This window comes from Bacillus sp. TL12 (assembly GCF_022625245.1).
In the GTDB taxonomy this organism is placed as follows: Bacteria; Bacillota; Bacilli; order Bacillales; family Bacillaceae_G; genus Bacillus_A.
The window spans coordinates 192,517-212,557 of sequence record NZ_JAJJBY010000003.1 but is presented as its reverse complement, the minus strand read 5'-3'; the positions used below and the strand labels follow the sequence as shown (position 1 = coordinate 212,557).

The 20,041-nt window shown below is 34.3% G+C and carries 25 protein-coding genes and 6 pseudogenes; 20 read left to right on the top strand and 11 right to left on the bottom strand.

The window, feature by feature from the left end:
* Positions 1-34: 34 nt before the first annotated feature.
* From LOK41_RS04670 to LOK41_RS04635, 8 genes and pseudogenes are all read left to right on the top strand, one after another.
* Positions 35-319: pseudogene (locus tag LOK41_RS04670) on the top strand (DDE-type integrase/transposase/recombinase); the annotation flags it as partial.
* Between the two features lie 217 nt (positions 320-536).
* Positions 537-1,436 carry a DNA-binding domain-containing protein gene (locus LOK41_RS04665; RefSeq protein ID WP_241815471.1) on the top strand — a complete coding sequence of 300 codons (900 nt, stop codon included), beginning with the start codon at positions 537-539 and terminating at the stop codon, positions 1,434-1,436.
* Positions 1,437-1,536: 100 nt separating this feature from the next.
* Positions 1,537-1,944 carry an NUDIX domain-containing protein gene (locus LOK41_RS04660; protein WP_241815470.1) on the top strand — a complete coding sequence of 136 codons (408 nt, stop codon included), beginning with the start codon at positions 1,537-1,539 and terminating at the stop codon, positions 1,942-1,944.
* 201 nt (positions 1,945-2,145) lie between these two features.
* Complete coding sequence (locus LOK41_RS04655) at positions 2,146-2,859, top strand: alanyl-tRNA editing protein (protein WP_241815469.1); 714 nt, start codon at positions 2,146-2,148, stop codon at positions 2,857-2,859.
* A 35-nt stretch (positions 2,860-2,894) separates the two neighbouring features.
* A pseudogene (locus tag LOK41_RS04650) lies at positions 2,895-3,725 on the top strand (TrmB family transcriptional regulator).
* Between the two features lie 26 nt (positions 3,726-3,751).
* Positions 3,752-4,450 (top strand): AzlC family ABC transporter permease, encoded by a 699-nt coding sequence (locus tag LOK41_RS04645; RefSeq protein ID WP_481748794.1) that lies wholly within the window; start codon positions 3,752-3,754, stop codon positions 4,448-4,450.
* On the top strand, positions 4,441-4,752 hold the full coding sequence (locus LOK41_RS04640; RefSeq protein ID WP_241815467.1) for an AzlD domain-containing protein: 312 nt from the start codon (positions 4,441-4,443) through the stop codon (positions 4,750-4,752). The genes LOK41_RS04645 and LOK41_RS04640 overlap by 10 nt, the downstream gene beginning before the upstream one ends.
* A 62-nt stretch (positions 4,753-4,814) precedes the next feature.
* Complete coding sequence (locus tag LOK41_RS04635) at positions 4,815-4,985, top strand: DUF3951 domain-containing protein (protein WP_241815466.1); 171 nt, start codon at positions 4,815-4,817, stop codon at positions 4,983-4,985.
* Between the two features lie 77 nt (positions 4,986-5,062).
* Here the strand turns inward: LOK41_RS04635 and LOK41_RS04630 are convergent, their stop codons facing one another.
* The 5 genes from LOK41_RS04630 to LOK41_RS04610 all read right to left on the bottom strand — a co-directional run bounded on the left by LOK41_RS04630 (position 5,063) and on the right by LOK41_RS04610 (position 8,083).
* Positions 5,063-5,422 carry a hypothetical protein gene (locus LOK41_RS04630; RefSeq protein ID WP_241815465.1) on the bottom strand — a complete coding sequence of 120 codons (360 nt, stop codon included), beginning with the start codon at positions 5,420-5,422 and terminating at the stop codon, positions 5,063-5,065.
* Between the two features lie 12 nt (positions 5,423-5,434).
* Positions 5,435-6,040, bottom strand: coding sequence for a dienelactone hydrolase family protein (locus tag LOK41_RS04625; RefSeq protein WP_241815464.1), 606 nt, complete (start codon positions 6,038-6,040; stop codon positions 5,435-5,437).
* 3 nt (positions 6,041-6,043) lie between these two features.
* Complete coding sequence (locus LOK41_RS04620) at positions 6,044-6,379, bottom strand: antibiotic biosynthesis monooxygenase family protein (RefSeq protein ID WP_241815463.1); 336 nt, start codon at positions 6,377-6,379, stop codon at positions 6,044-6,046.
* 241 nt (positions 6,380-6,620) lie between these two features.
* Entirely contained in the window at positions 6,621-6,800 is a 180-nt protein-coding gene (locus tag LOK41_RS04615; protein ID WP_241815462.1) for an H-type small acid-soluble spore protein, read from the bottom strand.
* A 68-nt stretch (positions 6,801-6,868) separates the two neighbouring features.
* A complete protein-coding gene (locus LOK41_RS04610) occupies positions 6,869-8,083 on the bottom strand; it encodes a helix-turn-helix domain-containing protein (RefSeq protein WP_241815461.1) in 1,215 nt (404 codons plus the stop codon).
* A 117-nt stretch (positions 8,084-8,200) separates the two neighbouring features.
* Between LOK41_RS04610 and LOK41_RS04605 the strand changes: the two genes are divergently transcribed.
* From LOK41_RS04605 to LOK41_RS04580, 7 genes and pseudogenes are all read left to right on the top strand, one after another.
* The gene (locus LOK41_RS04605; RefSeq protein WP_241815460.1) at positions 8,201-9,469 is read left to right on the top strand and encodes an MFS transporter; all 1,269 of its coding nucleotides are present in this window, start codon (positions 8,201-8,203) and stop codon (positions 9,467-9,469) included.
* 137 nt (positions 9,470-9,606) lie between these two features.
* A complete protein-coding gene (locus LOK41_RS04600) occupies positions 9,607-10,131 on the top strand; it encodes a hypothetical protein (protein WP_241815459.1) in 525 nt (174 codons plus the stop codon).
* Between the two features lie 212 nt (positions 10,132-10,343).
* Positions 10,344-10,505 (top strand): peptidase, encoded by a 162-nt coding sequence (locus tag LOK41_RS04595; protein ID WP_241815458.1) that lies wholly within the window; start codon positions 10,344-10,346, stop codon positions 10,503-10,505.
* Between the two features lie 169 nt (positions 10,506-10,674).
* Positions 10,675-10,820: pseudogene (locus LOK41_RS29240) on the top strand (cupin domain-containing protein); the annotation flags it as partial.
* 48 nt (positions 10,821-10,868) lie between these two features.
* Positions 10,869-11,134 (top strand): annotated as a pseudogene (locus LOK41_RS29235) (cupin domain-containing protein); the annotation flags it as partial.
* A 222-nt stretch (positions 11,135-11,356) separates the two neighbouring features.
* Positions 11,357-11,923: a histidine phosphatase family protein gene (locus LOK41_RS04585; RefSeq protein ID WP_241815457.1), complete on the top strand. Its 567-nt coding sequence runs from the start codon at positions 11,357-11,359 to the stop codon at positions 11,921-11,923.
* A 117-nt stretch (positions 11,924-12,040) separates the two neighbouring features.
* Complete coding sequence (locus tag LOK41_RS04580; protein WP_241815456.1) at positions 12,041-12,430, top strand: hypothetical protein; 390 nt, start codon at positions 12,041-12,043, stop codon at positions 12,428-12,430.
* 42 nt (positions 12,431-12,472) lie between these two features.
* Here the strand turns inward: LOK41_RS04580 and LOK41_RS04575 are convergent.
* From LOK41_RS04575 to LOK41_RS04565, 3 genes and pseudogenes are all read right to left on the bottom strand, one after another.
* Positions 12,473-12,763, bottom strand: a pseudogene (locus LOK41_RS04575) (alpha/beta hydrolase); the annotation flags it as partial.
* Between the two features lie 21 nt (positions 12,764-12,784).
* Positions 12,785-13,114: a DUF3147 family protein gene (locus LOK41_RS04570; protein WP_241815455.1), complete on the bottom strand. Its 330-nt coding sequence runs from the start codon at positions 13,112-13,114 to the stop codon at positions 12,785-12,787.
* On the bottom strand, positions 13,098-13,508 hold the full coding sequence (locus LOK41_RS04565) for a MarR family winged helix-turn-helix transcriptional regulator (RefSeq protein ID WP_241815454.1): 411 nt from the start codon (positions 13,506-13,508) through the stop codon (positions 13,098-13,100). The genes LOK41_RS04570 and LOK41_RS04565 overlap by 17 nt, the downstream gene beginning before the upstream one ends.
* Positions 13,509-13,668: 160 nt before the next feature.
* Between LOK41_RS04565 and LOK41_RS04560 the strand changes: the two genes are divergently transcribed.
* From LOK41_RS04560 to LOK41_RS04550, 3 genes are all read left to right on the top strand, one after another.
* A complete protein-coding gene (locus LOK41_RS04560) occupies positions 13,669-14,463 on the top strand; it encodes a PP2C family serine/threonine-protein phosphatase (protein ID WP_241815453.1) in 795 nt (264 codons plus the stop codon).
* Positions 14,464-14,668: 205 nt separating this feature from the next.
* Entirely contained in the window at positions 14,669-15,235 is a 567-nt protein-coding gene (locus tag LOK41_RS04555; RefSeq protein WP_241815452.1) for a sigma-70 family RNA polymerase sigma factor, read from the top strand.
* A complete protein-coding gene (locus LOK41_RS04550; RefSeq protein WP_241815451.1) occupies positions 15,232-16,341 on the top strand; it encodes a DUF4179 domain-containing protein in 1,110 nt (369 codons plus the stop codon). Before LOK41_RS04555 ends, LOK41_RS04550 begins: the two co-directional genes overlap by 4 nt.
* 50 nt (positions 16,342-16,391) lie before the next feature.
* On the opposite strand, the gene LOK41_RS04545 is transcribed toward LOK41_RS04550, so the two are convergent.
* Complete coding sequence (locus LOK41_RS04545) at positions 16,392-17,462, bottom strand: beta propeller repeat protein (RefSeq protein WP_241815450.1); 1,071 nt, start codon at positions 17,460-17,462, stop codon at positions 16,392-16,394.
* Between the two features lie 224 nt (positions 17,463-17,686).
* Between LOK41_RS04545 and LOK41_RS04540 the strand changes: the two are divergent.
* Both LOK41_RS04540 and fbpA read left to right on the top strand, forming a co-directional pair.
* Positions 17,687-17,874: pseudogene (locus LOK41_RS04540) on the top strand (cation diffusion facilitator family transporter); the annotation flags it as partial.
* Positions 17,875-18,092: 218 nt separating this feature from the next.
* Entirely contained in the window at positions 18,093-18,263 is a 171-nt protein-coding gene (gene fbpA, locus LOK41_RS04535; protein WP_241815449.1) for a Fur-regulated basic protein FbpA, read from the top strand.
* A gap of 62 nt (positions 18,264-18,325) precedes the next feature.
* Here the strand turns inward: fbpA and LOK41_RS04530 are convergent, their stop codons facing one another.
* Positions 18,326-18,997 (bottom strand): GntR family transcriptional regulator, encoded by a 672-nt coding sequence (locus LOK41_RS04530; RefSeq protein WP_241815448.1) that lies wholly within the window; start codon positions 18,995-18,997, stop codon positions 18,326-18,328.
* A gap of 16 nt (positions 18,998-19,013) precedes the next feature.
* Positions 19,014-19,979, bottom strand: a complete 966-nt coding sequence (locus LOK41_RS04525; protein WP_241815447.1) for a DMT family transporter — start codon at positions 19,977-19,979, stop codon at positions 19,014-19,016.
* Between the last annotated feature and the right edge of the window lie 62 nt (positions 19,980-20,041).

Genomic DNA, 20,041 nt, shown 5'->3' with positions numbered 1-20,041 from the left:
TTTATATAAAAAAGAAAAAGCACCCTACTTGGATGCGTATCCTGTAGCAATTCAGAAGTTAAAAGGGGAAAAGCGTATGCTCGAAAGCATACAAATCAGGCAAGTTAAATAGCTTAACAATATCATAGAACAAGATTATCGTTTTATAAAGAAGTGAGTTCATTCGATGTTAGGATTAAGATCTTTTCGAACGGCTTCTTGGATAATAAGTGGTATCGAAGCCATGCATATGATAAAAAAGGGACAATTTCACCAAGGGATGAAGTCTGCCCAAAATGAAGTTGAATTCATCCATAAATTGTTTGAATTCGCCTCGTAATTTATGGATGAAAAGAATATTGGAGTTCTATGTCTTTAATAAGTCATATTTGTACCAGAACCAAAAAGTATTCATTTTCGTGTATTTCTACAATTTTAGATAAGTTTGACTAATAATTCAGAAATATTATAAAATATTTTTATAATATTTTTTATTTTTATAAAAGAGAAAAAAAGAAATTGAAATTGCAAAAATGTTGAGTGGGAGTGGAATGTAAATGTACCAACAGACAGCAATTCATGCACTAGATCTTTTGAAAAATATTACAAATAGAACAAAAAATATTCAAAAGGTAGAAGAGGAATGCAGAAAAATAGAGAGAGAACTCCATGTAACGTATGAAGAATTAATGGATTTATATAATAAAATGATAACTTTTCAAAGAGATGTTGAAAAAATGGGTGGTTTATTTGCATATGAACATTCTCAAATCATGTGGTTGAAATCTGAATTAGAACTTTTATATGCTACGTATCAATTTTGTCAGCAGCACCATTTAAATATTGCAGGTACTTCAAAGGCGATTAGTAAGGAACAGTTGCAATTATTTCCGAAAACTGAAAGCCAACTGCAAAATACGTATTATAAGTTAAAGAACAAAGAGCTATTCTTTGAAAACATCAAAAAGGGAAAGCCAGGTCGTAAGAAAAAGCAGGAATCAGAACAGGACTTGAATGAGACGGAAGTAGAAAGTATAGTGGTTCAAGGTGAAAAAACAGAAGTTAATCTGGTTACTATATTATCAGGAATTGTTAATAATTTTGAAACAATTGGTACAGAGGGAAAAAAACAAGAACTATATCAATTTATGGAAGGCATTTATACACTTTCAAGTATGGCGGCTGGGCATATAAAGGAAGATAATACACAAGATATACAGAAAGAGCTTCAAAGCTTGCGTGCTGAAAACGAGAGATTGAAGAAGGAAAAAGAAGAGCTGATTTCTAGTATGCGCGAAATGACAAATCAAATGAATCAGTTTATTGAGAGTTCAGATATTGATCAAATTCGAACTTTACCATCTTTTGTGAATATGTGTAAACAATATTTGGAGAAAAATAAACATCAGTATGGCAAAATGGATGCAAAAGAACAAATAGTACCTATGAAACAATGAGAGCTACTTTCTATTGGTTTTTATGAAGCTGATAGAAAGTAGCTCTATTATTTTGTATGTTAAAATCAAGTGAACTTATTAATTAAGAGGAGAAGTTAATATGAACCAACAATTATACCCACGTGTCGGGGCATTTATTTTAAACGAGCAGGGAGAATTGCTGCTTGTGCAGAGAAAGAAGGCACCGGAGCAAGGACACTGGAGTCTTCCTGGTGGAAAAGTAGAATGGATGGAAACAGTAGAAGATACAGTTATTAGGGAAATTAAAGAAGAGGTAGGACTAGAGATCACACTCACGTCGCTATTATGTGTGACGAATCACATTTTACCTAATGAAGAAGCACATTGGGTATGTCCAACGTATATTGCAAAAGTAACGAATGGGATAGCAGAAAACATGGAACAACATGCTATTAGTAAGATTGACTGGTTTTCATTAGATCATCTTCCAGAACCATTAACTTTAACTTTACAAAATGCTTTGAAAGAATATGAGAAACTGAAATAAGTATATGAGAATAAATGGTTAGTAAGAGACAGGAAGGGAATAGCTGCTGTTATTAGCATGGAAATAAATGTAGTAGGGCTATCTTGTTTTAAAGATAGCCTATTTCTTGATAATTAAAATAAAATTCAGAATAGTATTGACTATCTGTTTTTTTCTTTTTATATTAGTAGGTATAACAATAACTACTAAAGGGGTGAGAACATGACAGAAGCATTATTTTTACATGATGCATACAAAAAAAGCTGTCAAACAGAGGTAACAAAAGTTGCGGGAGATAGAGTATTTGTAAGGGAAACGATATTTTATCCAACTGGTGGAGGGCAGGATTGTGATACAGGTGTATTTACACAAGGTGAGCATACTTTTGAAGTTGTAAAAGTAAAGAAAGAGCAAGGTGAAATTGTTCACTATGTGAAAGATGGAGCCAGTCTCAAGGTTGGGCCGGTACAGTTAGAAATTGATTGGGAGCGTCGTCATAACTTAATGCGTCATCATTCTTTACTACACCTTATTGGAGCAATTGTATATGAAAAATACGGAGCGTTATGTACAGGGAATCAAATTTATCCTGATAAAGCACGGATTGACTTTAATGAATTAGAAGAGCTAACGAGCGAACAAGTTGCTGAAATTGAAGCGGAGACGAATCGATTGATTCAGCAAAATAAAGAAATTTCGACTAGATTTATCAGCCGCGAAGAAGCAGAAAACTCCACAGGAATGATAAAAACAGCAATCAATCTTCTACCAACTTCCATCCAAGAAATTCGCATTGTAACCATTCAAGATATTGATGAGCAAGCATGTGGGGGAACGCATGTAAAATATACAAATGAAATTGGTACTCTTGTTATAGATAAAGTAAAGAGTAAGGGAAAGCAAAATCGTCGTTTTGAAGTACGTGCTGTCATGTAAATACAAATAGAAGTAAATTGAAGTGAGGGATTACAATGGATGAAGTCATGAAAGAATTGCAAAAATTAGGGTTTTCGCAATATGAATGTAAAGCGTATATCGGTTTATTAAAGCATTATCCGGCAACGGGATATGAAATTAGTAAGCAAACGGGAGTACCGCGTTCTATGATTTATGAAGTACTCGGTAAATTAATGGATAAAGGTGCAGTGCATTTAGTACCTTCAGAACCAGTTAAATATGTCCCTATATCGGCAACTGAATTAATGAACCGCATGAGAAAGGATTTTGAAAAATCATTTGATTTTCTTGATCAAAAATTAAATTGTTTGGAGCAAGAGCGCCAAGTAGATGTAATCTCTCATATTCGTACGGATGAACAAATTTTAAAGGAAATAAGTAACATGATTGAGCGTGCAGAAGAAGAGTTATGGATTTCTGTATGGGACCAGCAGGTAACTGAGCTAGAGTCTCTTATTCACAAAAAAGAACAGGCTGGTGTACATGTTTTTTCAATACTTTTCGGGGCACCTCAAACGAAAATTGGCACAACCTTTCATCATAATTATATGACCCCGGATGTTGTGAAAGAGCGAATGGGTGGACAGTTAACAGTTGTTGCATGAGATGGGAAAGAGGTGCTGATTGCCAATTTTTCAGATCATAGTACCTCATGGGCTGTAACAACGTATGATCCAGCATTAGTTCTTGTCGCAACAGAATATGTTCGTCATGATATTATGGTCGAAGAAATTACGCAGGAATTTGGTCCGGATAAACTAGATGCACTATGGCGTGGTAATGCAGATTTAGTTCACGTTGTAACGGGTAAACGCTTAATGCACGAAACGAAGGGGGAAGAGTAATGGCGAGAGCTGAAGTGCAGATGTCAATGAATAGAAATGAAACATTTCAGCAAGGTGTGAAAGACTGTTTGCCAACTGTACTGGGTTATTTAAGTATTGGTATAGCAGCTGGTGTAATTGAAAAAACAGCGGGATTTTCATTAGCAGAAATTGCGCTCATGTCTACTTTGATTTATGCCGGGTCTTCACAATTTATACTCGCTGGTATGTTTGCAGCTGGAGCACCAGCATCTGCAATTATTTTTACCGTATTTTTTGTTAATTTACGTCATTTATTAATGAGTGCTGCACTTGCACCATATTTAATGAAAGTCCCTTTTTTCAAAAATATGATCATTGGTTCGCAGATTACAGATGAAACGTTTGGTCTTGCAGTTCAGCAAGCATCAAAAAAGCAATATTTAAGTGAGCGATGGATGCTTGGATTAAATGTGACAGCATATGTAAACTGGATTATTGCGAATATTATTGGCGGTATTTTTGGTGAATGGATACCAAATCCTCATACATATGGTATGGATTATGCATTACCTGTTATGTTTATTGGATTATTTGTTCTACAGTTAATGAGTAGTCATCCAAAAGTAGGAATTCATCTCACTGTAGCAATTGTAGCAATTGCAATCGCATATAGTATACATTTCTTTGTTCCAGCAAGTGTAGCTGTAATTATTGCAACATTGACAGCAGCAACGATCGGGGTGGTGATTGAAAAATGGAAGTAAGGTTAGATGTGTTATTACTTTTAGTTGGAGCAGGTGTAGTAACGTTAATACCGCGTCTATTACCACTCATTGTATTTAGTAAAATACAAATTCCAGAATGGGGTTTGAAATGGTTAAGTTATATACCAATCGCAATACTCGCAGCGCTTCTTGCCGAAGTATTATTTATGAATAAAACGATGCAATGGGATTATTTAATTGCGGCAATCCCAACATTTTTGGTTGCGATTTATACACGCAGTTTATTAGGGACGGTATTAACAGGGGTGATTGTGATTATTTTGTTACGTTTGTTCCTATAACAAGGATTTCGCTCATATTATATCGAAAAGTGTAATATCTTGATTTTAAAAGGGGTGGTGTTATGCTCATTTTAACAATAGGTGTTGTTCTGTTAACGTTATTTATCTTCTTTATTATTGGTCTACTTACTTTTACAATGCTTGTTAATAAAGCAACTCCGCAAATTTATTACACACCTTGTGATTCTATAACTATGCAATCCGATAAAAAAACGAGAGGAAAGAGAAGTTGATTTTAGGCTTTTCTTCCTCTTTTTATTTATTTGTATCATTCAGGAAAAGGAGCAGATCCTCAAAGTTCAGCACCTACTTACATTTTCGAAATTCCTTGTAATAGCATGCCAAAAAGCAAACTAATAAAAGAAAAAGCTCCGACAGATACAGCAATGATTCGGTTATTTTTCCATTCTTTTACTAAAACCATAAACCCTAAAATACAAAGAAAATACCAGATTGGTAGAAAAATGAAATCGCTAACATTGTCAGGAAGTAAGGTATAAAAACTAGTCAAAACTAAAACCCAATGTCCAAGAAATAAAGCGATAACAATAAGGGAATGTCGATAAGGACGGTTTAAATATTTTTGATTTTTAAGAGTGATAAAAATGAAAGCTAATGTTATGAGAATGATTAGAAAAACGAAAGCAAACAAAAGTAATGTAAATGACATATTAAAACTCCTTTAATACATTTGTTTTATTATAGATTTTTTAAGAAATGAATCTATTATTTTATATGCTTGTTTTGTAGATTCTTTGTTATATTTTACAGTGTAAGGATCTAGAAATCCATGTTCTCCTGGAAGCTGCTTTATATGTAGAGATGGATTGTTTTGTTCTTGTAATGTTGTAATAAGAGAGGAAACGGAACAGTTCAATTCTGTTTCTGGAAAAATTAAAAGAGTAGGACATGTAGGGATCATATAAGAATAGTCTCGTATGCGAGAGCCATAGCAACCGATAATAGATTGAACTTTTGGGTTGTTACTGCATAGCCAAGAGATGGTTGCCCCAATACTAAAACCTATGAGTCCTATATACGAATAGGTTTTTGAAAGTGTTTCAATCATTTCTTCAATATTCTCTTTTCCATGTTGGAATCCAACGTTTTGCATAAAATGGGAATAAGCTTTTTGTTCATCATCATAATGAAAAGGAGAATCTAGTTGTAAAAGATTCGGACAGAATACATCAACCAGTGTTGAAGAGAAGTTTGATATTATATCCTGCATATGTTCATTTACGCCGTATATTTCATGTACAACAATAAGAGCTACTTTTTGATTCATAAGTTACAAACCTTTCCTATGAAAGTCATATTCCTTTTCAACAAGACAAATCCGCATATGGAACTGTTCGTACCATTGTTCACGGCCTCTTTGCCTTGCTATAGTGTGTGCTGCATTTTCTCTCCATTGTTTAATTGCTTCAAGTGACTCCCAATATGAAATGGTAATACCGAGGCCAGATTGATCCCGTACGCTTTCAATGTCTATGAATCCAGGTTGCTTCTTAGCGAGTTTTTCCATTTTCTCAGCCACATCGTTATAATCAGTCGTGTCTTGTGAAAGCTGGGAAGTGAATATGACTGCATAATAAGATTTGTTACTTTGCTTTGTATCCCTCATCGTATCCCCCCAATTATACTTATGGATTGTATCATATCATAAAGATTGAATAGTGTGTCTTTTGCGTATAAAGATGTTTTGTAAAATATCACGTACCGTATGGGATAGATATTGAAAAAATAGAAATGCACTTTTTTTGTGTAGTGATAGTAGAAATATTTGGAAAGACAAATTGATGGCCTTTCATTTCATACGGTACAAAAGAAAAACCCCACTTCAAATAAAGCTGAAGTGGGATTTCTTATAGCTCCTCTAGACTATTAATTGGAACAGTTAACTCACGTTTTGGATTGGTTGCATCATATATTCGGGCGGTTTCATTGCTTTCATCAACATGTTGAATCATAACAGGTAGGCCTTGAAAACTAACATGCGCTTGTTCTGATGACTCGGACAGCTCTTTTGCACGTTGTACATTCATATTTACATTCCTCCCATCTTTATTATTTTTGCTAAAAAAGAGGGATAATATACCATTTTGAGATGAGTTTAAAGTTTTTGTATCATTTGTAATGTTTCTTTAATAAACACGGTAAATGTCGAATTAGGAAATTCTTGTATCGCATGAAAGGCTTCGGTTGCTTCTTGAAGCGCTTTTTTCTTATTTTTGAGTTCTATATAACAAAGGGCACGGTAAGCTCCGCCGGTGATGATCCATGCTTGATCTAGTGGATGGAACATGTAGTCTGGAATTGTTGCCCGCTCTAATGCTTTTAGCGCCTCCTCGTATCGTTTGAGACCATATAAAGATTTTCCTTTTTCAACGTAATATGCACCATCTTCTCGGAACAGATGTTCATCTTGGAGTTTTTTTCTGAACATTTCCAGATGTTGTAGGGCTAATGTGTATTCATTTGTAATTGTGTTGTAGTAATAAGCTTTTAATATGTCTACAATCGCAAGGGATAAAGTATTTTCCGTAAAAATAGCAAATTGCTCGGATTTTTTTATATAGTGTAAATATTTCTCTTTATCAGCTACTAGTACATTTTGGTAAGAGAGAATTCGGTAAAATTCGTCTGTTTTATAATACACTTGATTTTCTTTTGAGAAATCAAGGGCTTGTAAGATGATTTTTTCGCACCCCTCATAATTACCGTATGCGAGTAAAACCACTGCTTCACATAAGAAAAGTTCTATTTGTATAATTAGGTCCATTTCTAATTGTTTTTCTTCATATTCTTTGCGAATAGAAGTAAGAAGTTGTAGACATTCTTCATATTTTTTCTGAACAAATAATAAATAACAAAGTTTTAAACTAGTTTGAGTACTCTCACGGTATAAAGTATACTTTTGAAAAATTTCTACTGCTTTTTCAATATAGGAATGAATGTTGTAATCTCTCATATGAAATGCAACGCTTATAAATTGTTTATATAAACGAGCTGTACTTAAAGTAGGTGGCAGCTCTTTTTGAACGATAGGCAGTAGTGTATGAAACACTTCCTCAAATTGATTGTTTTTTATAGCTTGTTCCATTTTTGGAAGAAGCTTTGTTACTTCTTCGTTGTCTTCCTCTAGTAAAAAACTTGCTTCACATTCAAGCTTACTAGCAAGATATTGTAATGTCTTCATGGAAGGTGTTGCTTTCCCATTTTCAATTTGACTCAGCATGCTTTTCGTTAGCTCTGAGCCAGCTAATTCTGTTTGCGTAAGACGCTTTTCCTTTCGTAATGCTTTGATTTTTTCACCAAGAGTAGCCATATAGTTGCTCCTTTATTATAAGAAGTTAAATACAATTAAACTTTTTGTTGTAAAAAATTGAAAAATGATTATATAATAAGTTTAACACAATTTAACTTTTAAGGGGAGAGTGGCATAATGACGGATGCGAGTATAAGTCAAAATGATCCAAGAATGAAAATCGCAACGAGAAATATTATTTTAATGATGATTGGAAAAATGACTTCTTTATTAGGTGCAGGGATTTATACGTTTGCGATGGGGTTATATGTTTTAAAAACGACAGGATCGGGAGTTGGATTTGCAGTTACGCTTATTTGTGGCTCGATTCCAAGAATGATATGTGGACCGATTGCAGGGGCTGTGGCAGACCGTGTGAGTCGACGATGGCTTATTATTGGTATGGATGTATTAAGTAGTTTAACAATGATCACAATGTTTATTCTTTCTACTATATTTGGATCATCACTTTTATTTATTTATAGTTCGGCAGCACTATTATCAATTTGTGCAAGTTTCTACTCTGTTTCATTCACCTCTTCTATTCCAAATTTAGTAGATGTGGAGCGGATTCAAAAAGCAAGTGCTTTAAATCAGACAGCTGATTCATTATCAAGAATTTTAGCACCGATAATCGGGGGAGTAATATTTGGTTTATTTCCCATTACATCCTTTTTTCTTTTAAATGGAATTACATTTTTCTTAGCTGTTATTGTACAATTATTTATCGTATTTGATTTGTATAAAAAAGAAGTGGAAGAGGAGAAAGGAGATTTTTTTGCGAGTATAAAAGAGGGATTTTTATATGTGAAACAGCAGCATGAAATATATGGACTTATGAAGATCGCTCTTTGGGTAAACTTTTTTTCTAGCGCACTTTTTGTTGCGCTTCCCTATATTATTGTGCAAAACTTACATTTAACTTCTAAACAACTTGGCACTGTAGAAGGCATGTTGGCGGTCGGAATGTTAATTGGTGCAATTGTTTTGTCTGTTCGTAAGGAAGTAAATAACCCATTTCGATCTATTTATATTAGCTTGTTTTTGTTTGCAAGTTTAAGTTTATTTACCGTTTTTCCATTAATCGTTGCGCTTCCAAAGATAGCAAGTTTTATTTATTATATTGTTTTTATGCTTCTGAGTGGTATATCAATGATAGCAGTAAATATCCCAATGCAAGTGCATATTCAAAAAACAACAGATCCAGGATATTTAGGGCGTGTTTTTGGGCTACTTGAAACAATTGCTACTGCAATTGCCCCGCTTGGGATGATTTTGTTTGGTGTTTTATTGGATATACTCCCAACGAGTATCGTAATGTTAATATTAGGAACTGGGCTACTTTTAGTAGTTTTTGTTGGAATAAAGCAATCTAGAACGAAAAAACAAGTAGATGTGTCGGTTTAATTTATGAATTAATTATATTTATATGTAAGAAAACATCATCTAGTTATATGTACTGGATGATGTTTTCTTTTTGAAAGTATGTTTTAGCTATGATACATTTAATAAAGTGTGTAACAAAGAAAGAGGAGAAAAACATTATGAGAAAAATAAGTTTTGTTATGTTTTGTTTATTTTTTCTAATGGCTGGCTGTAGTAACTACGATACGTATATTGAAACAGGGATGAAATCATTGCAAGATGAAAAATATAGTGATGCAGTTATGTGGTTTGAAAAGGCTGAAGAGGAAAAATTTACGGAAGAAACAAAATCCTATAAGGATGTTGCCAAGCTAATGGATCACGGTGCATCGGCGTTAAAAGATGGTAAATATTTAGAAGCAAAAGATGATACAAATCAAGTATTACAAAAGAAAAAGGATGCTACTCTTGAGAAAGCCGTAAAGTCAAACGCAGAAAATATGCTTCAAAAGGCAAAAGACATTGAGGAAAAAGAAAAGGAAAGAATTGCAAAGCAGAAAAAAGTAGACGAAGAAGGCATTGATAAAGTAATCAAAGCTGTAGATAGTATTGATGAAGCAAGGGAAAAACAGAAAAAAGTCGGGGAAGCATTAGATAAGGCTGAAAATGCAAAAGAAAAAATAGAAGCGAAGAAAAATCAATAGAATAATAATTTAAAAGCTATATATGAGCTGTCGTTTGTTACGACGGCTTTTTTTTGAACGTTTTTTGACAAATGGAACAATTTCGGAAATAGCAGGTAATATTTTTTGTATAATTAGAAAAATCAATTTTGTTACAAAATCTTGAAATTCTACAATTCTATTAGAAAAAGGAATATAATAAATGCATAACCTATTACAAGGAAGTGTAATTTATGCATACTGTAACGATTGTATATGGCATTATTCTTTCTACTATTTTCACTTTATTTGTTGTTGGAGTATCACGTTATATCCATAAATGGAAAGAAGGGATTGCAAAGTTAAATCATATTGAAGAAGAATTCGATGATTTAATGTTACATCATAGTAAGTAATATGGTTTTATTTTTTAATTAAACAATGTGAAGTATATCACAAAACATGCTGGCATTTTGGAGCATGTTTTTTTGTTATATAAAAACGATAATAAATAGGCACACCATTTTTATTTCTTCCATATGATACGAATAGTATGGAATACTGGGATTAGAAAAGAGGGATAGAATGGCTAATTCAGGGTATGCTCCAGATAATAAAAATTTAAAGAAAAGTTCTGGAACACCAAATCTTTTCTTTGGCCTATGTGAAAATGTATTTTTTAAACGGGATAAAAAAACGTTGCTTATGAAGTGACTTCAACTCAATTACCGAATTTGTGAGCGAGAAAGCCCACTAACTTCAGCCGTGGGAGTGGTCAACGAGTGAAAGCTGGGCAAACAGTTTTTATTCCAATGGGCTGGTGGCACTGGATTACGGCTGTATCAGAAGAGGGTCATTTACACCTTTTCTTCAATAATGATCAATTTGAAACAGCTGAAGGGTCAGACATACTTAGGATGACACCTCCAGATGTATTCCAAGCTGCTTACGGTGTGAATGCTGAACATTTAGCTAAGGATCTTGCTCCAATTAAGGAGTCTGTCATGATTGGACTGCAAATTTAAAGCGTTCTACGGATGAATAGCGGTCCGATATAGTGGTTGTATTAAATGAAGAGGTGACCTCGTGTGAGATAGAGTAGCCCTTGTTCTCGAGTGAGGAATTCGAAAAAATTACAACAATATAATTTTATTATGTAAACAAAAGGAATTTTTTATAAAGTCCCATTTGTTTGCTATATATGGAAAAATTTCAAAAGGAATTAATCAATCTCTAATAGAACCAATTGAATAGGAGGAGGAATTTCATGACTCAAATATATTTTGTTCGCCATGCCCATTCTACATATACCCCGGAAGAAAGAGAACGACCACTCTCTGAAAAAGGATGGAAAGATGCACAAACTGTGGTAAATCTATTAAAAGAGGAACAAATAGAAGTTGTATTGTCTAGCCCATATAAACGGGCTATTCAAACCGTTCAAGGAGTCGCGCAACATTTTGATTTATCCATACAGATTGAAGAAGATTTACGGGAGAGACTATTAAGTAAAGAGCCGGTAATAGATTTTGAGAAAGCAATGATGAAAGTATGGGGGAATCCAAACTTTTCTTTTGAAGGGGGAGAATCAAATGATACAGCGCAGAAGAGAGGAATTCAGTGTATACAACATATATTAACGCGATATAAAGGGAAAAATATCGTAATTGGAACGCATGGGAATATTATGGTGCTAATAATGAATTATTTTGATGCTCAATACGGTTTTGATTTTTGGAAAGAATTAGAGATGCCAGATGTATATAAATTATCATTTGTTGGAGAAAAGCTTATATCTGCGAAAAAGATGGAAATGAGTAAGACAGTACAATAATCTGGTCATCTGTTGAATATTTTGTAATTTTTTATCAAAAAAGAAGGAAAGAGAGCGGTTATTAGAGAAGTATGCTTTTGTAACATAAAAAAATGTGTGATAAAGGAGGCTGTTTACATGTTTGAGAAAGAGAAGGGGTTAGTAGATCATCCAGAAGGACTCATTGAAGTTCATAATGTATATGAAGTTGTGCCACCAGATGGAACAATTATTGGCATGGCAACACCAGAAGAGATGGAAGCTGCTGCTGAACTAGAACTACAGCACTATGCCTATTCTCGTTTACTAGAAGCAAATGTTCAGTTAGACGGTTCCTCCTATAAAGATATACTTCAGGAGTTCCAGGAGTATGAAAGAAAGTCAATGAAATTTTGGCGTGCGCTACATAAACGCTTAGCTGTACCTTGGGCATGGGTACTTCGTGTTGATGTTGCCAATGGACCTATATATGTGAATAATGGAAACTCGTATTATGATGGTGATGAAGCCGAGGAAGATTATGAATAGATGAGTGCGGAAGCAGTGAGAACTGCTTCCTTTTTTCTAGCTTTAATTGAAATATTCATGGTTTCTAATGTTATATTTCTCACCGCCTTGTACGGAATGAACTGCATCAATAATAATATCTGGTCTATCATGTTCAATCCCGTGGCTAGCATGTTGAGCGAGGATATACCGGCTATTTTGAGAGAGCATAAGTAGTTCGTGAATAAGTTCTTGCCACATCTCTTCAAGCTTTATTGCTTCTTCAGATGTCATTCCACTTTCAAGCATTTTTTCAATGGAGTAATTTGGGTCCCGTCCGATGATAATCAATGGAGCTTTTAATGTTACTTCAAGTTGTTTCATCTTAATTCTCCCCTAGGATTGAAATAATTTTTGACAAGCGAAAACGATACACCAGATGCCGATACCGAATAGTACAGATGTACTTAGTGAAAAAGAATTTTTTAATCCGAGATACACAATAAATAAAAGAAGTGCTGATGCAGGAAATCCGTATAATACTCCTAAAGCAAATTGACTTAAGTCTTGTTTACCCCCGCCTTCAAATGAAATCCAAAACAAGCTAAGCAAACTAATGAGAGGAAGTGCTGCGATAAAACCACCAATTGCACTATAATGTTTGGCAAATTCAGTTACACCGCCGATGATAAGGGCGGAGACAATGACCTTAACGAGGAAATGCATACTTTGACTCCTTTGCTAGTAATGAAAAGGCTTTTTCGATTAATTGTTGTTCTTCTGTTGAAAATTGAGATTCTAATACTTTTAATTTTTCTTCATCTAATAATGTATGTTTCGCTAATGCTTCTTTACCTTCTGTAGTCAATGTAAGATTGACAACTCGTTCATCTTGTATATTTCGTTCCTTTATAACAAATCCTTTTTGAATTAGGCGTTTTACATGTTCTGATGCTGTATTATGGGATAATCCTAATTCAGATGCAACCTTGCCAATTTTAGTTTCCGTCTCTCGGGAAATGATTTGCAGAATTCGAATGGCTTGGTGAGAAAGATTGTCCTCATATTCATACCGTAAGTGATAATAAATAGTTTCCCAATTCTGATTGACATTTTTCATGATAATGGTCCTTCGTGTTTTATTTGTATCGTATTTTAAGATATATTCGTTTTGTGAGATGTAAAATCCTTTTATTTCACATGAAAATATTCAAAAAGTTTATTTTTCTTGCAATATACGGTACTCTTAGTGTAAAGGCATACAAATAGCAAGAGAGAGGATGATCGAAGTGCATACATTTAAATGGATTAGTCATGAAAAGATGTATTTAGACCAAATACATGTTGAAAAATGTGGTCCTCTTTCAGTTGGTATATATGGCGGGAATCAAGAGAGTGATGCGTACGAAAGAGGAGATGCAGTGCTAGCTTGGTGGGACCCGCAATTAGAATTTGAATTTGTTATGATTTTTGACGCTCATCATAAAACGAAAAATATACATTATATAATAGATGCAATTTCTGAAAGAAAAGAGAAGTTACAAGAATTATTCTCGTATCCCATCCATCTGGCATTTCATCATACGCATATGTACTTATTAGCGTTATTTACAGATGAATCGTTTATTGAGAAAAGTGAACAAGAAAATGCAGAACTAGCCTGTTTAATTTGTTTAAGAAAAGGTGAATTCTTGTATTGGTTATCAGTTGGAGAATGCTTTGCTTACTTATTTCATGCAGAACAATTACAAAATGGAAAAGGAAGATTAAATAAGCGTAAATTTTATGAGTATATTGGAAGAAAAAATGTGTTTGCTGCTAATACGCCGTGTTTCACTTCTGGCGTTCGTGGATTAGAGAAGGGGATGAACCATATTGTTTTAGCGACAGATGGAGTGTTAGAGTGTGATAAACAGTCGTTTGATGAGGATCAGTCTTTACTTGAAGTACTGTATAATGGGGGTGGTCTTCAGATAGAGCCTGTATTGGCAAACGTGCTTGAATGGAAGGGAAGAGATTGTGCGACTATTATCGGATGGTCCATTGATACGGAAAAGAGAGAATGTGCAAATTAATATTGTTTACAAAGTGAGCTTAGGATGGATCTTAACCTCACTTTATTTTTTGAATAGATAAGAATGTGAGTTATATTCTAATAATTTAATATGCATTTATATTAAAATTAAGAAAATAAAAAGATGAGAAATATGAGAGAAAAAATAATTTTGTACGTTATATAAGGTGTAAAAGCTTTTACAAAAAAATAAGGGGAATCGCTACATGAAATCAAATGAGAAAAATTTTATAAAAAGGTTGCAACGGCAAAAAGAAGATGCGCTAGAGTTTATTGTTGATACATATTTGCCATTAATAAAGGGGATAACACACAAGGTTCTCATTCCGTTAAAAAACGATGGATTGATAGAAGAGTGTATCAATGATATTTTTCTTTCGGTTTGGCATAACGCAAACAAGTTTCATGGAGAGGCGGAAGATTTTAAAAAGTGGATTGCAGCAATTGCGAAATTTAAAGCGATTGATTATTACAGGAAAGCGAATAAGGAAGTTGAGATTACTTCAGATGATTTGGATGTAAATAAAGGAAGATCCGCAGAAGATGAATTCATTGTAATAGAAGATAGAAATGAACTTGTGAAGATAATTAATGAATTAGAGCCTGTGGATCAAAAGATTTTTATCATGAAGTTTCTTCTAGGGTTCAAGACGGAAGAAATAGGAGAAAAGCTAGGTTTAACGAGGGCTGCGGTTGATAATCGAATTTATCGTGGGAAAAAGAAATTACAAAAAAATGCTACGAATCTTAGTTTAGGAGGTAGTGTAATATGAAAGACATCTACGAGCTATTAAATGACATTGATATAGATGAAAAAGAATTAGAGGAAATGAAGGCTTATGAATTTGAAAGAGAAAAAGTGAAGCGTAATTTAAAACAATCGATACACCAAAAGAAAAAAATGAAGAAATGGAAAAAGGGTGTCGCTGCTGCATCGATTTTAGTAGGGTTGTCAGTTGCAACGCTTGGTATTGGATTTCCTACATACGCTGGAGGGCTTCCTATAGTAGGTGATATATTCCGATTTTTAGATAATGGTAGAACCGGGCTATATGAAAATTATAAAGAGTTTTCGACTGAGTTAAATATGACGAGGGAAAGTAATGGGGTTAAAATCACGATTAATGATGTAATTTCTGATGGACGAACTGTATCAATAACGTATTCAATGGAAAGTGAGCAAGACTTGGGAGATGATCCTATTATAATGAGAGGATTAGATATAATGGAGGCTGATGGAGGAACAACAGGAAGTGGTCAAATGTCAAAAGTCGCAGATAAAAAGTATGTAGGTATGGTGACAACGACACATCATAGCAGTAACAAAAAAGGCAAAATAAAACTTAGGTGGAATATAGATAGAATAGAAATACCGGATAAAGAGAAAGGAATAGAAGGGAATTGGAATTTTGCTCTTACTGTGAAGGCAATGGATAGTAAAGAAAGAACAATTAGTGGAAGTTCCGAAAAAGAAGGCGTAAAAGTAAATATGGAAAAGATGGCTGTGTCCCCGATATCGTTTATTCTGTATTACAATCAAGAAGTTTCTAAAAATACAAGGAAGGAATGGGATGATGTAGAAGTTGAGTTGGAAGTTAAAGATGACTTAGGTAATCTTTATTCTGGTGAAGGGAATGGAGGAACAGGTACAGCTACAGAGCCAAATAAAATTCACTGGAGTACAACATTCCAAAAACTCAATGAAAATGCAACAAAATTAATTGTGACTCCTCATGCGAATTTGCGAACTCGAACTCCTGAGAACCATGGCGGGGTAGAAATGAGTGGCGGAAAAGAGAAGAAGATCGAAGTACCTAAAAAAGAGGCGAAAAGTAAAGATATTGTTTTAGATGATATCGTAATTGATTTAAAGAAATAACAGAAATAAAAGGGCGTCTTATAAAAATAAGATAGCCCTTTTATTTTTTGTTAGGAGGTAATCAGTAAAGCATGTGGATGTTGTGTTTTATATTCTTTTTTCCATGGAATGTTTAATTGCTCCCAAGTTTGCCCACTGTCTAAAGATTGGAATACACCATTATTATTTAAAGTGTAAAACGTATGAGGTTCTGCGGGGTTTGTTGCAAGCATAGAGATGACAGTGCCAATTGTTGACGGTAGCCCGTGCTGTACTTTTTGGAAAGGAGTGCTTTTTGTTTTCCGATAAATATAAGATTCATAAGGTATACGATGGTGAGCTAGGTCAGCACTTGGCGCAGCGGAGACAAGTATCGTATCACAATCACTAGGGTCGATCGCCATACTGTATAAATAGTGATGTTCTAAACCTTCGCTACAAGAAATCCAACTGTTTCCGCTATTATAACTTTCAAGATATGCACGTTCGGGTCCACTCATAAATCCATCGCCACATGATGCGTAAAGACGATTTGGAGCCAGTGGGTGCATAAGTAGTTGGTGAGCATCAATAGGAGCACCGAATTTTTTATCCTCCCAAGTTTGGCCACTATCTTTGCTTTGAATAACAGCTCCTGCTTCAATTGATACATGGATCGTATCTTGCTTATTTGGATCAACTGTAATCCAACGAACATGATGTGTAAATGGACGTGGTGGAAATGCCCATGTATATGAAGATAGCAATGATTTCATGTTCTTACACTCACCCCATGTTTCGCCACCATTTTCTGAATAAAACAAAGCGCTAGGCTCCGTTCCTACATAAACAATGCCGTAACCGTTAACTTGTTTAATAGGACTTATAGCGATAGAAGTAATGGCAGAATGTAAAATACCATCGTCCTTAGGAAAGTCAAAATAGCGGTAAGAATCTCCAATTGGTCGCCAAGAATCACCTCTATCATCGCTTACCCATAACCCTCGGCCAAATGTTCCGCAATATATACGATTTGATTGAAATGGATCAACCGCAATACAAGTAGGTTGCATATTTTGTAAGTGATACTGAACTTGAAATTCTTCATTTTTTTCTTCCACTACAAGAAGTTCACGTTCCATACAAAGGAATAATCGTTTCAATTTTATATCCTCCTCTTCATTTCTTAACAGTATTAAATAATATGAAAAAGAAAAAGAAGTAGTCTTATTTTTAATTGAGAAAAAAGGAAATGATAGTAGAAATAACGAAAGGGGTATAAGTGAAGGGATGGATCGTGGCTAGGGATGTAAGTGAATAGATTTAGATAAATTGGCAAGGCCTGTCACATAATAGAATGTAGGAATTATTGTTTATGGAGATTTATATGGAACATTCACATAATCATGGTCATTCACAAAATAAAAAAGCGTTAATGATTGCACTCATATTAACGACAGGTTTTATGATTGCCGAAGTCATTGGCGTTTAGCACTTTTACCAGATGCTGGGCATATGCTAAGTGATGCAGTCTCTCTTACTTTAAGCTTGCTTACCTTTAAAATTGAAGAAAAACATAAAGAACCACTTTGCGAAGTATGAAAGAAAAAAGATGATAAAAAGTGGCATAATCGATCTTACGAAACATACATATATATAATGTGGCCACAAACAGTTTGTAAGGTAAATATTTCATCATATTACTTTACTTCTAAAACATCATCTTTTATAATCAAAGTGGTAATTGATAAGGATTATCATTTTCAATTATTGTAGAAAGGAGTTTTAAAAAGATGAGTAGTCAACTCCGTTTTGCTGTTGAAAATCGTAAGAGGCAGTTAATTGATCAGTTAATTGGGGCAGGTGTATTTAAAGTTCTTGATCGACAATTATACGAGCTTTCCTTAGAGGAACTAGAAAAAGAGTATAGAGACCTTGAGAAATATGCCGAGATTCGTGCATAGTCATATAGAATTGTAAAGAAAGAGCCGTTTGTGTTGAGAGAACACGTAAACGGCTCTTTTCATTATTCCACAGAGATTATTTTTTGGATTTCTTTCATTGGCCGTAACCAGTTTTGAGACATGATTTGTTCTATTTGTTCCGTATCCTGTTTTTTTAACGCCTCAATGATTAAATTGTGTTCTTCAATCGATTGACGTGCAGGAATGAAGTTCTGGAAAAATAGGTATTCAAGACGTAATACATGAAGCTGGATGTTTGCTAAGAACGGTTCGATGTATGTGTTTTTAGCGATTGTTACAATTGTGTTATGAAATTGTATATCTAAATGTAAAGCTTGTTTTGAATTTTTTTCATTTATAGCATTTTCGAATGCTGCATTTATTTCAGAAAGTTTTATTAGATCTGCTTCCATTATTTGATGAATTGCTTGTTTTCCAATAATGGTATGAAGACCAGCAATTGTTTCATAGATAACAGATACATCTTCTAGTTTTATAGGGGCAATTTTTGTTTTTTGTCCTGGAACCATTTCTACCAATCCGGAGAGTTCTAACACTTGCAACGCTTCTCTAACCGGCGTTCTACTCACACCTAAAGCTTCGGCTAGCTCTCCGTCATTAATTTTTTCATCAGGTTGTAAAATACCTTCAATAATCCAATCTTGTAATTGATTTAACACAAGTGACTTAGCAGATACTCTTTCTTGCTTTCGATAGTTTTGAGGAATGGGCATGACCAGACAGTTCCTTTCATTTTATGTTTTGTTTTTTTGTCTCGACAAGTTGTAGTTTCGGTTTTCCTTCATCAGGCTTTTGACTAAGTACAAGTACCATAACAATAACACAAAGAGCACCAAACAATTGAAATGATTGAAACGGAACATGCAAAATGAGAATCGAAGAAATGATAGCTGCAAGTGGTTCTGTACAACCAAATAGTGTCGTCTCTTTCGGTGTAAGGTAGCGGATGCTATCTAAGTATAAGTAGAACGCAATAAGTGTTCCGAAAATCACAACGAATGTAATGAGAAACAGATTGTTAGGCTGTAAATATTTCATGCCTGATAATAAGATGAACTCGTTTGTAGCAAAAAAGTGTAGGATAGTTACACCAATCCCTCCAATAATCATCCCCCATCCAACAATGACAGATGAAGACCACTTCTCTAATAATTCCTTTGAATAAAGGCTATAGAATGCTAGTGATAGACCAGATAAAATGCCCCAAATGATAGCCGGTGTTGAAACAGCTAAATTATCAATGGATCCATTTGTTAGTAAGAAAAAGGGTCCGATTAAAGATAGTGCGATCGAAATAAAATCGATTTTTGTAGGACGAATATTCCATTTAAAGATGAGATAAACAGTTATAAATATTGGTGCTAAATATTGTAACAATGTTGCGACTGCAGCATTTCCTTCCCTAATAGAAGCAAAATAGGTGTATTGCACTGCAAGCATGCCTAACAATCCAAATAAAATCATTTTGTTTGCATCGGCTTTTCGTCTCCAAATGCCGAGTACTTCTGATTTTTTACTTCTAAATGAGGAGAATAAGAGCAAAATAATTCCGGATATAAGTAAGCGGATTGTAACTAACCATTCTGTAGAGACATTTTCTTGTTGAAAAAGTTGCTGTGCAGCAGTTCCGGATAATCCCCATAAACTTGCACCTGTAATGACCATAATAATACCTTTCAATCGTCCTGAATCCATAGCAAGATCCTCCTTCCCGAAAGAAAATCGAATTCGAAATATTGAATACAATATGTAATATA

Excerpts from the sequence above, each read along its gene's own strand:
- LOK41_RS04615 (WP_241815462.1), bottom strand. The coding sequence starts at position 6,800 with ATGAATGTACAACGTGCAAAAGAGCTGTCCGAGTCATCAGAACAAGCG.
- LOK41_RS04585 (WP_241815457.1), top strand. The coding sequence starts at position 11,357 with ATGACTCAAATATATTTTGTTCGCCATGCCCATTCTACATATACCCCG.
- LOK41_RS04595 (WP_241815458.1), top strand. The coding sequence starts at position 10,344 with ATGCATACTGTAACGATTGTATATGGCATTATTCTTTCTACTATTTTC.
- LOK41_RS04530 (WP_241815448.1), bottom strand. The coding sequence starts at position 18,997 with ATGCCCATTCCTCAAAACTATCGAAAGCAAGAAAGAGTATCTGCTAAG.
- LOK41_RS04565 (WP_241815454.1), bottom strand. The coding sequence starts at position 13,508 with ATGAAAAATGTCAATCAGAATTGGGAAACTATTTATTATCACTTACGG.
- LOK41_RS04560 (WP_241815453.1), top strand. The coding sequence starts at position 13,669 with ATGATCGAAGTGCATACATTTAAATGGATTAGTCATGAAAAGATGTAT.
- LOK41_RS04580 (WP_241815456.1), top strand. The coding sequence starts at position 12,041 with ATGTTTGAGAAAGAGAAGGGGTTAGTAGATCATCCAGAAGGACTCATT.
- LOK41_RS04660 (WP_241815470.1), top strand. The coding sequence starts at position 1,537 with ATGAACCAACAATTATACCCACGTGTCGGGGCATTTATTTTAAACGAG.
- LOK41_RS04620 (WP_241815463.1), bottom strand. The coding sequence starts at position 6,379 with ATGAGGGATACAAAGCAAAGTAACAAATCTTATTATGCAGTCATATTC.
- LOK41_RS04630 (WP_241815465.1), bottom strand. The coding sequence starts at position 5,422 with ATGTCATTTACATTACTTTTGTTTGCTTTCGTTTTTCTAATCATTCTC.
- LOK41_RS04640 (WP_241815467.1), top strand. The coding sequence starts at position 4,441 with ATGGAAGTAAGGTTAGATGTGTTATTACTTTTAGTTGGAGCAGGTGTA.
- LOK41_RS04525 (WP_241815447.1), bottom strand. The coding sequence starts at position 19,979 with ATGGATTCAGGACGATTGAAAGGTATTATTATGGTCATTACAGGTGCA.
- LOK41_RS04600 (WP_241815459.1), top strand. The coding sequence starts at position 9,607 with ATGAGAAAAATAAGTTTTGTTATGTTTTGTTTATTTTTTCTAATGGCT.
- LOK41_RS04570 (WP_241815455.1), bottom strand. The coding sequence starts at position 13,114 with ATGCATTTCCTCGTTAAGGTCATTGTCTCCGCCCTTATCATCGGCGGT.
- LOK41_RS04645 (WP_481748794.1), top strand. The coding sequence starts at position 3,752 with ATGAATAGAAATGAAACATTTCAGCAAGGTGTGAAAGACTGTTTGCCA.
- fbpA (WP_241815449.1), top strand. The coding sequence starts at position 18,093 with ATGAGTAGTCAACTCCGTTTTGCTGTTGAAAATCGTAAGAGGCAGTTA.
- LOK41_RS04635 (WP_241815466.1), top strand. The coding sequence starts at position 4,815 with ATGCTCATTTTAACAATAGGTGTTGTTCTGTTAACGTTATTTATCTTC.
- LOK41_RS04550 (WP_241815451.1), top strand. The coding sequence starts at position 15,232 with ATGAAAGACATCTACGAGCTATTAAATGACATTGATATAGATGAAAAA.
- LOK41_RS04610 (WP_241815461.1), bottom strand. The coding sequence starts at position 8,083 with ATGGCTACTCTTGGTGAAAAAATCAAAGCATTACGAAAGGAAAAGCGT.
- LOK41_RS04605 (WP_241815460.1), top strand. The coding sequence starts at position 8,201 with ATGACGGATGCGAGTATAAGTCAAAATGATCCAAGAATGAAAATCGCA.
- LOK41_RS04555 (WP_241815452.1), top strand. The coding sequence starts at position 14,669 with ATGAAATCAAATGAGAAAAATTTTATAAAAAGGTTGCAACGGCAAAAA.
- LOK41_RS04655 (WP_241815469.1), top strand. The coding sequence starts at position 2,146 with ATGACAGAAGCATTATTTTTACATGATGCATACAAAAAAAGCTGTCAA.
- LOK41_RS04665 (WP_241815471.1), top strand. The coding sequence starts at position 537 with ATGTACCAACAGACAGCAATTCATGCACTAGATCTTTTGAAAAATATT.
- LOK41_RS04625 (WP_241815464.1), bottom strand. The coding sequence starts at position 6,040 with ATGAATCAAAAAGTAGCTCTTATTGTTGTACATGAAATATACGGCGTA.